The 14,802-nt window shown below is 64.4% G+C and carries 10 protein-coding genes; 3 read left to right on the top strand and 7 right to left on the bottom strand.

Going from position 1 to position 14,802, the window contains the following annotated elements:
- Positions 1-56 precede the first annotated feature (56 nt).
- A complete protein-coding gene (locus tag ATJ78_RS03640; RefSeq protein WP_098406357.1) occupies positions 57-1,175 on the top strand; it encodes an isocitrate/isopropylmalate dehydrogenase family protein in 1,119 nt (372 codons plus the stop codon).
- Here ATJ78_RS03640 and ATJ78_RS03635 read toward each other — a convergent pair.
- From ATJ78_RS03635 to ATJ78_RS03615, 5 genes are all read right to left on the bottom strand, one after another.
- A complete protein-coding gene (locus ATJ78_RS03635) occupies positions 1,172-2,143 on the bottom strand; it encodes an NAD(P)-dependent oxidoreductase (protein WP_098406356.1) in 972 nt (323 codons plus the stop codon). The two genes, ATJ78_RS03640 and ATJ78_RS03635, sit on opposite strands and share 4 nt — an antisense overlap.
- A complete protein-coding gene (gene tcuA / locus ATJ78_RS03630; RefSeq protein WP_098406355.1) occupies positions 2,140-3,654 on the bottom strand; it encodes an FAD-dependent tricarballylate dehydrogenase TcuA in 1,515 nt (504 codons plus the stop codon). The genes ATJ78_RS03635 and tcuA overlap by 4 nt, the downstream gene beginning before the upstream one ends.
- 22 nt (positions 3,655-3,676) lie before the next feature.
- Positions 3,677-5,653: a tripartite tricarboxylate transporter permease gene (locus ATJ78_RS03625; protein ID WP_098406354.1), complete on the bottom strand. Its 1,977-nt coding sequence runs from the start codon at positions 5,651-5,653 to the stop codon at positions 3,677-3,679.
- A 72-nt stretch (positions 5,654-5,725) separates the two neighbouring features.
- Complete coding sequence (locus ATJ78_RS03620) at positions 5,726-6,838, bottom strand: type 2 periplasmic-binding domain-containing protein (RefSeq protein WP_098406353.1); 1,113 nt, start codon at positions 6,836-6,838, stop codon at positions 5,726-5,728.
- Positions 6,839-6,888: 50 nt separating this feature from the next.
- The gene (locus ATJ78_RS03615; RefSeq protein WP_098406352.1) at positions 6,889-8,043 is read right to left on the bottom strand and encodes a 2-methylaconitate cis-trans isomerase PrpF family protein; all 1,155 of its coding nucleotides are present in this window, start codon (positions 8,041-8,043) and stop codon (positions 6,889-6,891) included.
- Positions 8,044-8,243: 200 nt separating this feature from the next.
- On the opposite strand from ATJ78_RS03615, the gene ATJ78_RS03610 reads away from it, so the two are divergent.
- Positions 8,244-9,308 (top strand): Ldh family oxidoreductase, encoded by a 1,065-nt coding sequence (locus ATJ78_RS03610; protein WP_098406351.1) that lies wholly within the window; start codon positions 8,244-8,246, stop codon positions 9,306-9,308.
- A 46-nt stretch (positions 9,309-9,354) separates the two neighbouring features.
- Entirely contained in the window at positions 9,355-10,557 is a 1,203-nt protein-coding gene (locus tag ATJ78_RS03605; protein WP_098406350.1) for an MFS transporter, read from the top strand.
- Here ATJ78_RS03605 and ATJ78_RS03600 read toward each other — a convergent pair.
- Positions 10,542-11,474, bottom strand: coding sequence for a LysR family transcriptional regulator (locus ATJ78_RS03600; protein ID WP_211288417.1), 933 nt, complete (start codon positions 11,472-11,474; stop codon positions 10,542-10,544). The genes ATJ78_RS03605 and ATJ78_RS03600 overlap by 16 nt on opposite strands.
- Positions 11,475-11,613: 139 nt before the next feature.
- Positions 11,614-14,730 carry an FAD-binding and (Fe-S)-binding domain-containing protein gene (locus ATJ78_RS03595; RefSeq protein ID WP_098406349.1) on the bottom strand — a complete coding sequence of 1,039 codons (3,117 nt, stop codon included), beginning with the start codon at positions 14,728-14,730 and terminating at the stop codon, positions 11,614-11,616.
- Positions 14,731-14,802: the final 72 nt, after the last annotated feature.

Below are 14,802 nucleotides of genomic sequence, written 5' to 3'. Positions count from 1 at the left end.
CGACTCGGCTGAGCCCTTGCAGTTCCCTGCATACTTCTGTATACAGGAATGACGTTATGCAGCGTGCCGCACGGTTGCGGCTTCCCATAGAGAGCGAGAACCCCGTGCAGAACTCGGCATCCCTCAACATCGCGGTGATCCCCGGCGACGGGATCGGCCCCGAGCTCGTCGATGCCGCGCTCCAGGTCATGACGGAAGCACTTCTCAGTGACAGCATCCGCCTTGACGTGTCGACGGAACGGGCCGGTGCTCAGACCTACAGCGAGACCGGCTCCGCTCTTCTGCCCGGGGCGCTCGATCGGCTTCGTGCAGCAGACGGCATCATCAAGGGTCCCGTCGGGCTTCCCGACGTACGCAAGCCCGACGGGACCGAAGGTGGCCTGCTCGGCGGGCTCCTGCGCAACGGGCTCGACACGTTCGCCAATGTCAGACCGGTGAGGCTTTGGGCCGGCGTTCCCTCGCCGACTGTTCACTCCGCGCGCGACATCGACTACGTCATTGTTCGCGAGAACACCGAAGGGCTCTATCTCGCCCGTGGCTCGGGGGTGCGCAATCACCACGCAGCTGCAGACCAGATGATGATGACCCGCCACGGCGTCGAGCGCATTGTGCGCTTTGCCTTCGAGACGGCGAGGGCGCGATCGGGCGCGCCGGCTGACGATGTGCGTCGCGTCACGTGTGTGGATAAGAGCAACGTGCTGCGGTCGTTTGCGTTCTTTCGCCAGATCTTCGACGAGGTCAGTACCGAGTACCCCGACATCGAGGCCACGCACATGTACGCGGATGCTGCCGCGGGCGCGCTTGTGCAGAATCCCGCCCAGTTCGACGTGCTGGTGATGGAGAATTTTCTCGGTGACATTCTCAGCGACCTTGGCGCTGCAACCGCGGGCGGTCTCGGAATGTGCGGGTCGGGAAACATCGGCTCCGACGTCGCGTACTTCGAGCCGATTCACGGCAGTGCTCCGAGCCTTGCCGGCACAGACACAGCGAACCCGGTGTCGCAAATCGCGTGCGGGGCCATGATGCTGAGACGCACGGGCCATTCTGCGGCGGCGGACCGCATCGAGGCCGCGATTGAGCAGGCGTTCCTGACTCACGACCTTCGCCTCGACGAGTCGGGCTGCCCGATTGGAGGAACCATGCGGGCAGCGCAGACGGTCATCGACCATCTCTAGCCGAGAACGTCGGGGTTCAGCAGTTCGTCCGGCGAGAGCTCACCGCGCAGATAGTCGTCGAGCTGATCAGCGGCGATCTCGGCAAACTCGAGAAACACCTCTTCAACCGTCCACCCGATATGCGGAAGGGCAATGACGTTCGGAAGCGAGCGCAGCTCTGAGCCAGACGCGAGCGGCTCGTGCGTGAACACGTCGAGACCGGCCGCCGCAAGCGGGCCATTCGTGAGCGCGGCAATGAGCGCGTCTTGGTCGACGATCGCTCCTCTCGCGGTATTGACGAGAACGGAGCCGGGCTTCATCGACGACAGTTCGCGCTCACCGATAAGACCTCGCGATTCATCGCTGAGGCGAAGATGGATGCTGATAACGTCGCTGCGCGTCAGCAGCTCGTCGAGCGGGGCGAACTCCACGTCCTCGTCGGGGTCATGATCGGTTCTGCTCCAGACGAGCACATCCATGCCGAACGCCTTCGCGAGCCGGGCCACCGTCTTGCCGTGCCGGCCGTACCCGAGAATCCCCAGCGTCCGGCCGCTGAGCGTTCGGCCGAGGAACGGCTCCCACTTGCCCGCTCGCATCGACTCCCCTGCCGTGCCGATGTGTCGCAGCGCGCCGATCGCCAATGCAAAGGTCAGCTCGGGCACCGCTGCCCGCGGCCCCTGCCCCCGTCGGCCGAGAGTGACAGGGATGCCGCGGGCCGTCGCGTGCGCGCCGTCCAGATGATAGGCGTGACCTCCCGTCTGCAGCACGAGCTCCAGCTTCGGCAGCCTGTCGAGTTCTGCGGCGCCCAGCTTTGAGCGTTCGCGCACGGCCATCAGCACCTGAACGTCGGCGAGCTCAGCATCCGGAATGTCGTCGAGCGAAATACTGACCACGCGCACGTTCGCATGTTCCCGCATCCTCCGAATTCCCTCAGATGAGGCAAGAAGTCCTTCGGCATCGTTGAGCACGAGCACGTTCAGTTCTGTCATGATCCAGCCTTTGCTCGACGTGCCGCATTGCGCCCGGCCTTGCGACCGAACACGGCCCCTCGGACCAGGCCCGCTCCGGCGGGATAGTTGTGGTAGAAAAAGCCGCCCGTGACCTCGCCCGTCGCAAAGAGGCCCGGCATCACTCGCCCCGCAAAGTCCACGACTCGCGCCTCGTCATCGACGCCGATGCCGCCGTATGTGAAGGTGATCCCGCACGTCACGGGGTACGCGGTGTATGGGCCCTTGTCGATCCGCTGTGCCCAGTTGGACTTCGCGGGCTGACCCTCGGGTCGCGCTGAAAGGCCATCGAGTCCGAACGGATCGAATTCGCCGTCGGTGCACGCCGCGTTGAACGCCCGCACAGTCTGCTCGACGGCATCAGCGGGAACTCCGAGCTTCTCGGCGAGTTCTGCCACGGTGTCGGCAACGATCGGAGTTCCGGTCGAATAGCGCGGCTCGAGAAGGTGCGTCGTCTTGCTGTCGAATAATTGGAACGCCCAGGCGCCCGTCTGAGCACGCACAGCCTTTCCGGTCTTCGCGTAGGTGAGCCAGACGTGGTCTTCACCCTCGTCGACGAACCGTTCGCCCTCGGCGTTGATCAGCAGAGCGAACGGGTAGCTGTACCGGCTCATTTTGTCTGTGACCCGGAGGTCGCCGACATCCGGAGCATTCGCGTCGAGCGGCACAGCGTGACATCCGCCCCAGTGCCCGACGGCCTTGGCACCAGCATCCATCGCCGCCATGAGCCCCGCCCCCGTATTGAAGCGGGTGCCGCGCACCTTGACGAGATCCCATCCTGGCCCGAGCCACTTCTGGCGCATCTGAGGATTTGCCTCGAAGCCTCCTGAGGCGAGAACCACGTTGCCGCGCACCTCGTGGTGCACATCTTCGCGCTGCACCCTCACGCCCGTGCACGTCGACCCCTGCATGATGAGCTCACTGACGGGCGCGTTATACCAGACCTCGATGCCGGCGTTCTCGACAGCGCGGAAGAGATCCTCGATGAGTCCCACACCCTCGTTCGCCGCGCGGAACGCGCCTCCAGGAGGAAGCCGGTACCGCTGACCCTCCTCAATGTTCTCGGGATCGATGAGCTTGCCCACCGCGAGCTCGAACTTCACGCCCTTCTCCACCATCCACGACACCGTGTCGTAGGAGTCCTCGATCACCGCCGACGAGAGCGTATCCGACTGCTGCCCGCGAGAGACGCGCGCGTACTCCTCACGATACGTCTCGACCGTGTAGGGGTCGACGTCGACGGCGTCCTTCCACTGCGCCGATTCTTCCGTGATGAGCGGAAGCAGGGAGTCCATGCCGTCATGGGCGATGCGGAAGATTCCCCCCGTGAATCGGCTGTTCCCTCCTCGCTCAGCGTGCGGCGCCGCCTCGAGCACGAGGACGCGTGCTCCGCTCTCGTGCGCGGAGAGAGCCGCGACGAGTGCCGCGTTCCCCGCCCCGACGATGATGACGTCTGCCTCAGAGACGTCGTGTGACGTAGCGTGATCAGTCATTGTTCTCTTTCTTCGAATGCACCTAGATACCGAGGTAGATGTAGCCGTCTGGCAGTGAGATTCCCGCAAACTGCTGGGCGATGAGAAGCAGCGCGACGAGCGCCACGGTGTAGATCGGAATGACCCACCACTTGGCCTTCGCGACGAACCACAGGAAGAGCGGAACGTACACGATGCACGCGATGGCCATGCCGAACACGTAGATGAGTACGACGAAGCCGAGCAGCCACAGGGTCGATGCGAGGGTCACAACGAGGACCTTCTTCCACGACGCTCGAGCCTCATCGGTACGCGCCGGGCCCTTCTTGAGACGGCGCGCTTCGTTGAACACCGCTGCGAGCGAGAGAATCGCACCGAGCACCGTGATGATGTTCGGCATGAGACGCGCAGCTTCTGCATACTGCTGCGCAATGACGAATCCACCCGCGAAAATGATGAAGAAGATGCCCGCGACGACGATCGCCCACGTTCGCGGAGCATGATCTTCGCCGAGGTCTGATTCGGTCGACGTCTGCTCCTTCACGTATCCGAGACGCTTGCGGATCATGCGCACGATGGCCATGACGATCGGAATAAGCAGAATCGCCGCCATCACCAGCACACCGGGACGCGTTGCCCACTCCGAGAACGAGTACAGGTTGTCCGTCAGGTAGTAGTAGCGCTCCATCGGGATGCTGAGGACGAACCCGATGAGGAACGGCGCTCTCGGGTAGTCGAACTCCTTCATGAACCACCCAACGACACCGAGGATCAGCATGAGCGGAACCATCTGGATCTGCAGCGACCCCTGGAATCCGGCCATGAAGAGAATCGGAATGAGACCCGCCGCGAGAAGGGGGAATCGTACGAACGAGAGCATCGAAAGCGGCTTCGCGATGACGAAACACAGCAGGGAGCCGACAACGCTGGCGATGCCGAATGACCAGATGATGACGTAAATGAGGTCGAGGTGATCCGTGATGATGCGCGGTCCCGGCTCGATGCCGAAGATCAGAAGGGCTCCCAGAAGGAGCGCTGCCGGGGCACCGCCGGGGATCCCGAAGAGCAACGTGGGGATCAAATCGCCTGCTTCGACCGAGTTCGCCGCTCCCTCGGGGGCGATCACGCCTCGTGGGTCGCCCTTGCCGAACTTCTTGCGGCTCTTTCCCTTCGCCGTTGCCTGGGCCTGGCCGTACGCCATCCACGTTCCCGCCGTTGCACCGACACCGGGAAGCACTCCGGCCCAGATTCCGACGAGCGAACCTCGAAGCACGTGGACGAAGTTCGGGAAGAAGTCCCTGACGCCTTCGAGCCAACCGGTGCCAATCGAGGTCACCTCGGCAACCGCCGTCTTCTTCGCGACGAGGTGGATGATCTCGGCGATACCGAAGATACTCAACGCGACAGCCACGAGATCGAGGCCGTTCGACAGGGCAAGGTTGCCGAAGGTGAAGCGATAGTCAGGGGATGCCGGCGCGGCGCCGACCTGCCCGAGGAGCACGCCGAACGCTCCCGCGACGAGACCCTTGACCAAGTTTCCCTTGGAGAGAAGTGCGGTCAGAGAGATTCCGAGCACGGTCAGCATGAAGATCTCTGGGGACCCGAACATGAGCACGAGCGGGCGAGCGATCGGAATCGCGAGCGTGAGCCCGATCGCGCCGATGAGGCCTCCGGCCATGGACGACATGAAGGCGAGGGAGAGCGCCTTTGCGCCTTTTCCCTGTTTGGCCATGACGTGCCCGTCAAGCAGCAGTACGGCGGCCGATGACGAGCCCGGTATGCCGAGAAGGATGGAGGCTATGGCGTCGGAATGGTGAACGACTGCGACGGCGCCGATGATGAGCGCCATCGCCTGGGGTGCGTCGAGCACGAAGATGAAGGGGAGCAGAACCGCGACGGCGGCTGTTCCACCGAGGCCGGGAATGACACCGACGACGAGTCCGGCGATAACTCCCGCAGCAAGAAAGAACAGTGTTGACGGGTCAAGAAAAGTGTTGAGACCGGAGAGAACAGCATCCATGAATTGACAACCTTGGCAATAGAGGAGAAAAGGCCGGCTGGTCGGCAGGGAACCGACCAGCCGGCTCGTTGGCTACTTCGTATCGACGGTGACGTCGTACGAGTTCTTCAGAAGATCGAGCGTGTAATTGCGGACAGCGTCCGAGACGTCGAACGCAGCGGTCAGATCTTCTTGCGCGTCCGTTCCCGAGATCAGCGGGTAGCCGCCCAGGGCGTCCTTGCTCTTCTCAACGAACTCCTCGTCGGTCGAGAGCTCCTTTGCAGCGTCGCGCATTGCCGTGACGATAGCGTCGTCCGTACCTTCGTTCACCCAGATGCCCTTCTGATAGAAGTACGCAGCCGAGAGGAACGCGCGGTAAGCGTCGTACGCTTCTCCGCTCGGGGCTTCTCCGTGGAGGTTCTCGTACACTTCCTCGAGCGTCGGCAGATCGGGCATTGCCGGATCGCGGACGATCTTTCCGTCTTCGGGAACACCGAACGAGAACAGCGGTGTCGCTTTGCCTTCGTCGATCATCGGCTGCACCTGTGTCAAGAATGCCGACGTCGTCTGATAGTCGAGATTCACCTCGCCGCGCTCAAGCGCAAGGCGCGCAGGACCGCGCCCTTCGAACCCGAACGTTGCGTCGATATCGATGTCGAGAACGTCCATGGCGAGCAGCGTGACGAGGTCGTTCCCCGTTGCGCTGATGCCGCCGTACGTGAGGGTCTTGTCGAAGTCGGCGAGGTCGGATGCCTTGGTGATACCCGTCGATGACGAGACGTAGACGGCGCCTCCCGTTCCGTTGACGACGATCGGAATCAGCTTGGTGAAGTCGTACTTCACTTCAGCGCGATTCAGCAGGGCGGGAAGATACGTGCTGCCCGACGTGACAAGCATCTTGCTGCCGTCTGTCGAGCCAGAGGTGACGTACTTGTTCGCACCGGTGATCGATTCTCCGCCTGGCTGGTTCTCGACGACGATCTTCGGATTGCCCTCGATCTTCTCCTCGAGGTACGGGGCGACGAACCGCGCCCATGTATCGGTGCCTCCTCCCGCGGAGAAGGGCACGACCAACTCGATCGAGCTCGGGACTTCGGCCGAGCCGCCGGCGTGTGTCTGGGCCGGACCGCTGCACGCGGTCATTGTCATCGCTGCTGACGCGCCGAGGGCGACGGCAGCGAGTATGCCTTTGAACCTCTTGGACATCGCTACTCCTTCGTAGTGCGTTGCTATTTCTGTGACTGCTGGGGGCTGACTCACACCATTGACTGGTCCAGGCGCTCGTCTGGCACGAGGACCGCGCCTTCGAACAACCGGCGGGCCGTGCGGAATCCGGACGCACTGCGCGCGAACCAGCCCGTATCGCCGAACTCGACGTCGACTTCCATCGGGAGCAATCCTGATTGGTGCCCGATGACTACCGAGTCAGAGTCCGAACGTATCGCCTCGTTCACGAGGGTTCCTGTGATGCGAGACGCTACACTCGTCGCGATCGCGCCCGTCAGCGGGTATGACGGATGCAACCACCCCATCGACATCATGGCTGCTCGAACGCTCATCTGCTCCGCGGAGTATGAGTGACCGTTCGCAGCCGTGTAGTCGCGCGGGGGTCCGACAAATGACAGTTTGGGGACGGACGGCGCCTGCGCCGTAGCCTCTGCCGCAGACGGAGCGATTCCTGCCAGCACTGATGCCTGCGCACGAATCGCCTCGGCGCGCGCACGAAACTCCTGGTCTGCGTCGAGTTGAGCAGCCGTCTCTGTTCCATCGAGGCCGACGTCGCGCCACCTCACGAAGACAAGCGGATTTGCGGCGTCGACGAGTGAGACATCGATCGTGCCGAGACCAGGAACATCGAGCTGGTCCACCGCGTTTCCGGTAGGCAGAAGCCGCCCGGTGACCGATCCGCCGGGTTCGAGGTAGTCGAGTTTTACAGCCGAGCCGCGCCCAGGCACGCCCGGGAGCTCGAATTCTCCATTCGGATCGAACCGGCCGCCTTTCGTCGGCACGTGAGCGACGATGACCTTGCCCGTATTGACATTGAGAAAGCGCACGACGGTCATCGGGTCCGTCGCCTCGACGAGACCTTCGTCGACGGCGAACGGGCCCACGGCCGACGAGATATTGCCGCAATTGCCACGGCGGTCGATGATCCGCTGATCGATTCCCACCTGCCCGAACTCGTAGAGAACGTCGACGCCCTGCTCGCGACCGTCGCTGATGACAGCGACTTTGCTCGTGGACGACGCCGCTCCGCCGACGCCGTCAATCTGGCGACGAAAGGGATCCGGGCTGCCGTACGCGGCGAGGATGAACTGGTCCCGCACCCGTGGATCCTCGGGAAGGTCAGCCTCGTGGAAGAAGAGCGCTTTGCTCGTTCCGCCGCGCATGAAAACGGCAGGTACACGCATCGCTTTGCCTTTCTGGTCATCTGCTCGCCGACGCAGTGCGCGGCATCTCCCTAATATGGCCAGGTTGCGCCACTTAAGCAATATCGAAGTACTTGAATGATTTTTAAGTTTTACTAAATGCGAAATCTGCGTGCGAGGATCGTCGTGGGCCTCCCGCCGTTATCTCCGGAGGCGCACTCACCGACGAGGAAAGGTTTCGCATGACACGTCAGCGGTTCTCGTCGCAGCAGCTGAGCGACTTCGCCACGAGCATCCTCACCGCGCAGGGAGTCCCTGAGCCGGATGCCGAGATCGTCAGCGCCAGCCTTGTCGCTGCAGACATGGGCGGGCACGAGTCTCACGGGATGCTGCGATTGCCCTGGTACTCCGCACGGCTCAGCTCGGGAGCGATGTCCGCCCGCACAGATCCGGTCGTCGTCACCGATGCTGGCGCGATGACCATCCTCGACGGTCGCGACGGCATCGGACAAGTGCTCGTTGACCGCGCGATGTCGCGCGCCATGGAGAATGCCGAGCGATTCGGCATCGGCGCCGTCGGGGTCCGCAACAGCAACCACTTCGGAACGGCGGGCCACTGGACGCGCTCCATGGCCGAGCGCGGCTACGTGGGAATTCTTCTGACGAACAGCAGCCCATCGATGGCCCCGTGGGGCGGCCTCGCCAAGACGGTGGGGTCCAATCCGTGGTCGATCGCGACCCCCGGAGGTCCGCACGGCTCAGTCGTCCTCGACATCTCGAACTCGATGGTTGCACGTGGAAAGATCTACGCGGCCATTCAGAATGACGCAGACATTCCCGACACATGGGCCCTCGATGCTGAGGGCCGGGCGACTACCGATCCTCATGCCGCCCTGCAGGGAACGCTGCAGCCGATCGGCGAGCATAAGGGCTACGGCATCTCCTTCATGATCGACATGCTCGCCGGCGTTCTGACGGGCAGCGGCTATGCCGATCAGGTGGTGGGGCCATACTCTGCGACTGGGCGCAGCCGGTGCGGCCATCTGGTCATTGCCATCAAGACCGACGCATGCCTCCCGCGAGACGAGCTCCTGAAGCGCGCCGACGATCTTGTCGAGTTGACGGTCTGGGGACCACTCGCCGCCGACAGCGCGCGGATCTTCGTGCCGGGCGATCACGAGAGCGAGAATCTCGAGCGCGCTCGGCTCGAGGGAGTGCAGCTGCCCGAGCGCACGGTGAGCGACCTAAACGAGCTTGCAGTTTCTCTAAACGTAGACAACAGATTGGTCGCAGTGGCAGGATCCTGAGAAGGCCGTTGCCGATACGCATGAGTCGTGCTGAGATCGTGAGGAGATGGATGACGTGACACCGCGCGTCCAGTTCACGCTCGTGCTGATTCAAGCGGTGTTCGTTCAGACTCTCTCGTTCGGGTTGCGACCGACACTCTCGTACGCGGTTCTCGACGCCGGCGGATCGGGAAGCGTCCTCGGCGTACTCACCGCCGCTTTTGCTCTGCCCTCACTGTTGCTCGCCCTTCCCATCGGGCACGTCATGGATCGCATCGGCGAGCGTCCGTTGCTGGTCGCCGGGCCCACCGCGATGCTTGCGGCATCCGTAGTCGCCCTGCTCTTCACACAAAGCGTCCCACTCCTGATTCTCTCGACAGTGCTCGTGGGCATTGGACACCTGTCAACGGTCCTCTCGACGCAAGGGGTTCTGGCGAACCGGTTCGCAGGAGGCAGGGCAGACTCCGTCTTCGGGTACTACACGTTTGCCGCGTCCCTGGGCCAGACCCTCGGGCCGCTGCTTCTCGCACTCCCGAGCGACCGCCCAGAGATGCCGCCCATTGAGACCATTCTGGTGATTTCGATCGGCACCAGCATCGTTATGCTGGCACTGGCGTCGGTGATGAAGAGCAGCCCCCGCCAGCGGCTCGAGAAGCAACGCCATCTCGTGACGACGACGATGTCCCTGCTGCGCATCAACGGAGTCATTCGAGCTCTCATCGCCACCAGCATCGTTCTGGCGACGATCGACCTCTTCGTGGTGTACATGCCGCTGCTCGGTCACGAGCGGGAGCTGACGACGGTGACCGTCAGTGTGATGCTCGTCGTTCGTTCTGCAGCATCCATGCTGTCGCGGCTGTTTCTCGGTGTGCTTGTCAGGCGCAGCGGGCGACGTCGTCTCGTCGTCGGGAGCATCGCGATCTCGGCGCTCGCTCTTGCCGCCACAGTGATGCCGGTACCTCAGCCCGCGCTCATCGCGCTGTCTGCGGTCTACGGCTTCTTCATCGGGATCTGCCAGCCCATCACACTCTCATGGATCTCGGAGCTGGCGCCGCCGGGAACGCGGGGCCTGGCGATGTCGCTCCGGCTCGCGGCGAACCGCGTCGGGCAGACTGCGCTGCCAGCCGCGCTCGGCGTACTCGCCGTGGCGAGCGGTGCGGTAGGCGTGCTTCTCGCGGCGGCCGGAACCCTCGTTGTCGCCGCTTGGTCGAGCGCGGCTCTTCCCGATTCGTCAACCGATACGGCCACCGGAGATCACGATCTGGGCTGACCGGCCGAGCTCAGATCCTGCGCCGCCTCGATCAGCATCTTCACCATGGCGAGCTCGGCCGGGTTCGGCACGCCGTCCGCCAGTCTCGCGAGCATGATGCGCCGCCGGGGAACGATTCCCGTCAGCGGGATGACCTTGACGTCGCTCCGCTGCACGCTGAGCGCGAGGCGCGGCACCAGTGCCACACCCAGCCCGACGGCCACCATCGCCTGGGCCTCCTGATAGTCGTTTGCCTCGTAAGCAACCTTCGGCTCGAAGCCGACCTTGTTCGACGCCCGGATGATCGCTTCCATGACGGGATGCTTCTCGGCACGGATCACCCACACCTCGTCGACGAGCTCACTCACCGACACGGACTCGCGCTCGGCCATGGGGTGGTTGTGCGAGACAACGAGATCGGTCGGGTCATCCATGAGGTGCACGAGGTCGAGGTTCGGGTGGTCGATTCGCGACCAGGGGTACTCCCACAGCAAGCTCATGGAGATGTCTCGGTTCGTCAGCATGTTGAGAAGCGGCACCTTGCGAAAGCTTCGAACCGTGAGTTCAACGAACGGGTGCGCCTTGCGAAAGCCACTGATGGCCGCGGGGAGCAACGACGACCCCGCGGTCGGAAAGGTTCCCATGCGCAGCGTGCCCGAGCGAAGGCCGATGATGTCGTCAAGCGAGTGCTGCAGCGACTTCATCTGGCCTTGAATGCGCTCCGCATGCTCGACGACCGCGCGCCCGGCATCCGTCAGGAAGATTCCTCTGCTATGCCGTTGAAGCAGCGGCACACCCGCCTCAAGCTCCAGCTTTCGGATCTGCTGCGAGATCGCAGATACCGAGTATCCGGCAGATTCGGCGGCTGCCGTCATGCTGCCCTCGCGCGCAACAGTCGACAGCAGAAGGATGCGCTCAGCGCTGGCTGTTCCAATCACCGATGCCTACGCTCCTCGTCGTCTCTGCTTCACACGCGCGCCGCGCGGCACCTCGTCGCTTGCACGCCGCCGGGCCGACCGCCGATCTTCGGCCTGACTCAGATCTTCCCACGAAACCGAAGGCGATGGCGCGGCGCCTCTACGCATCGAGCTGGTCGGCGAGCAGCTCGAGCACATGACGGTACGGCTTGCCCGTCGCACGGGACATCGCCATCTCGCACGGGCGGTTTGCCGAAGCGAACGCGTCGAAGGGATCGTCGGCATGGCAGCGCTGCACCTCAGCGGCCTCCGGCACCGTCGCACTCGCTGTCAGTTCCGGATGCAGCATCCCTCGGTCTCCGGCAAAAGCGCAGCACCCCCAATCCACCGGAACGTACGCTTCGTCGGCCACCGCCTCGGCGATCGTCGTAAGCGCGCGCGTGGCGCCGATCGCCTCCGTCGCACAGGTGGGGTGCACGGCGATGCGGCGCAGCTTCGCGCGAGCGGGGGTTCCGGGCGAATAGCAGGCGGTCGCCGAGGAACTGCTATCAGCATCGACCTCGTCGCGGGAGTGCGTCGTGCTCAACTGCTGCGCACCTGCCTCGATCAACGGCAGCACGTCACGCGCGACGAACTGCGTGGCATCTTCAATACGCAGCGCCTCGACCTCGGGGCGAGAAGCACGCATCTGGTCAACCATGACGAGCAGGCCCTCGGTGCAGGATGCTCCGTCGCACACGATCGGTACCGCGCCGCCGCGGCTCGCGTCGAGCAGACTGTCGATCACGCGCGTCGCCATTGCGGCGTATCCGCTCGCGTAGCCCTTGGACTTCCACGGGGTTCCGCAGCAGAGGCTGCCCGCCTGCCGCGGAACGATCATGCCGATGCCCGCGTGCTCGAGAAGGCGCACCATCGCGTGCCGCACGCCGTCGCCGCTCTCACCGCAGCTTCCGCTTCCGGCGCCCTCTGCGCGAGATTCGGCGGATGCTGCATGGCGCGCCTCTGTCGTCTTCTCACGTTCGACGTTTGTGGCGCGCACATGAGAAGGTGTCGCGGGACCGAACATGGTGCCAACGCACGAGCTGAAGAAGACCACGTCGGCGGCGCGCGGGGCAGAGGACCTTGTGCCGAGTGCAGGACGAATCTGGGGAGCCGTCCTGTGTTCGCCACAGTTTCCTGTGGCGGGCACCGAGTGTGAAGCAGAGGCCACAAGCGGAGCAGTGCCGCCGCGCGGGAGATCCGCCGTGTAGCGCGGCACGGTGTCTGCGCCGAGCGCCGCGCGCGCAGCATCCGTCACCCCCGTCACCAATGGAGCAGGCAGCACCTTCGCAACCGTGAGCGCCGCACGACACGCTTGCGTCGCTGCGCCCCAGTGCTTCGCCGCCGTCTTCCACGCCGTCGCGCTGACAGCATCCGCCTGCTCGTTTCGCAACCGCCGCACGAGATCGCCCGTGTTGATGTCGACGGGGCACGCGATGCCGCACATGCCGTCGACGGCGCACGTCTGCACGGCGTCGTAGTCGTACTGCTCCGTGAGCTCGGCGACGAGCGACAGGTCGCCGCGCTCGCGTGCCTGCTCGATCTCGCGACGCAGCACAATGCGCTGGCGCGGCGTCGTCGTGAGGTCGCGGCTCGGGCACGTCGGCTCGCAATAGCCGCACTCGACACAGCGATCAACCTCGGGCTCGACGGTCGGCGCGGTCTTGAGGTGACGCATGTACGAGCCGGGGTCATCGCTCAGCACGACGCCCGGATTCAACATACCCGCCGGGTCGATCAGACGCTTGAGCTCAACCATGATCGCGTATAGCTCATCGCCGTATTGCCGCCGCACGAACGGTGCCATGATGCGACCCGTTCCGTGCTCGGCCTTGAGCGAGCCGCGCTGGGCGAGCACCAGCTCGACCAGGTCGTCGGTGAACCGCTCGTAGCGCGCGACGCTGGCGGGGTCGTCGAAGCGCTCGTTGAGCATGAAGTGAACGTTGCCGTCTTTCGCGTGCCCGAAGATCACGGATGCTTCATAGCCATGCCGCGCGAACAGCTCGGTGAGCCGCTCGCACGTGGCGAGCAGATTGTCCACGGGCACGACGATGTCTTCGAGCAGCGCGTTCGTTCCCGACGGGCGATTGCCGGCGATGGCCGTGTAGAGCCCCTTGCGCACCGTCCACAGCGAGGCGCGTTCGGCGGGGTCTGTCGTGAGGTCTGGGCTGCTCGAGAGCGGTAGCTGGGCGGCATGATCACGGGCGGATGCTGCCAGAGCAGCGAGCTCATCGGCGGAGTCCGACTGCACCTCGACGAGCAGCGCGGCGTGCTCGTCGACGTCGAGCTGCGCGATCACCTCGGGCACGTCGCGCAGCGTCTGGGCGACGCGGAGCGACTCGGCGTCCATGAGCTCGACCGTCGCGAATCCGTGGTCGACGAGGCCGGGCAGCGCGGCCATGGCGTCGCGCAGCGTATCGAAGACCAGCAGCCCGGTCGCGACGTGCGAGTACGCCGGGACCGTCTGAAACCGCGCCTCCGCGACGAACGCGAGGGTGCCCTCGCTGCCGATCACGAGGTGCTGCAGCATATCGATCGGGGCGTCGAAGTCGAGCAGCGCGTTGAGGCCGTAGCCCATGGTGTTCTTCATCGAGAACTGGTGGGCGACGGTCTCGACCGAGTCGGGGTTGCTGCGCAGTCGGTCGCGCAGCGCGATGAGACCGGCGTGCATCGCGGGTTCGCGCTGACGCAGCTGGTCGTCGGCGTCAGCATCCGCGGTGTCGATCACGGTGCCGCTTGGCAGCACGAGCACCATCGACGCGATTGTGCGGTAGGAGTTCTGCGTCGTGCCGCAGTGCATGCCGCTGGAGTTGTTCGCGATGACGCCGCCGATCGTGCACGCGATCTCGCTCGCCGGGTCGGGGCCGAGCTTGGTGCGGTGCCGCGCGAGCCTGGCATTGACGTTGCGCACCGTCGCGCCCGGCTGCACGCGAACCACGCGGCCGTCGTCTTCGATCCAGATGCCGCGAAAATGGTGCCTGACGTCGACCATGACGTCGCCCGAAACCCCCTGCCCCGAGAGGCTCGTGCCGCCCGAGCGGAAGGTCAGCGCCCTGCCAGCGTCCCGCGCGGCGCGAAAGATGCGTGCGACGTCGGCCGCGTCGTGCGGCACGAGCACCGTATCGGGAACAAGCAGGTAGTGCGAGGCGTCGTGCGCGTACTTGTAGCGGTCGATCGCGCGCGTGCGCACGTCGGTCGAGCCGAGATCGACGGAGTCGAAAACAGGATGCTGCGCCATCGCCCCTCACTTTCGTACCTCTCTTGTCTACCGCAGCGGCGATGATCCGTCACCCGCACCGCCCGACGCGGC

It is taken from the genome of Paramicrobacterium agarici, assembly GCF_002563955.1.
GTDB lineage: Bacteria > Actinomycetota > Actinomycetes > Actinomycetales > Microbacteriaceae > Paramicrobacterium > Paramicrobacterium agarici.
The sequence above is the reverse complement of the archived record's forward strand: the minus strand, read 5'-3'. Positions and strand labels throughout refer to the sequence as shown.

Bases quoted from the DNA above. Each gene is read 5' to 3' on its own strand.
- ATJ78_RS03640 (WP_098406357.1), top strand. From the start codon at position 57: ATGCAGCGTGCCGCACGGTTGCGGCTTCCCATAGAGAGCGAGAACCCC.
- ATJ78_RS03635 (WP_098406356.1), bottom strand. From the start codon at position 2,143: ATGACAGAACTGAACGTGCTCGTGCTCAACGATGCCGAAGGACTTCTT.
- tcuA (WP_098406355.1), bottom strand. From the start codon at position 3,654: ATGACTGATCACGCTACGTCACACGACGTCTCTGAGGCAGACGTCATC.
- ATJ78_RS03625 (WP_098406354.1), bottom strand. From the start codon at position 5,653: ATGGATGCTGTTCTCTCCGGTCTCAACACTTTTCTTGACCCGTCAACA.
- ATJ78_RS03620 (WP_098406353.1), bottom strand. From the start codon at position 6,838: ATGTCCAAGAGGTTCAAAGGCATACTCGCTGCCGTCGCCCTCGGCGCG.
- ATJ78_RS03615 (WP_098406352.1), bottom strand. From the start codon at position 8,043: ATGCGTGTACCTGCCGTTTTCATGCGCGGCGGAACGAGCAAAGCGCTC.
- ATJ78_RS03610 (WP_098406351.1), top strand. From the start codon at position 8,244: ATGACACGTCAGCGGTTCTCGTCGCAGCAGCTGAGCGACTTCGCCACG.
- ATJ78_RS03605 (WP_098406350.1), top strand. From the start codon at position 9,355: ATGGATGACGTGACACCGCGCGTCCAGTTCACGCTCGTGCTGATTCAA.
- ATJ78_RS03595 (WP_098406349.1), bottom strand. From the start codon at position 14,730: ATGGCGCAGCATCCTGTTTTCGACTCCGTCGATCTCGGCTCGACCGAC.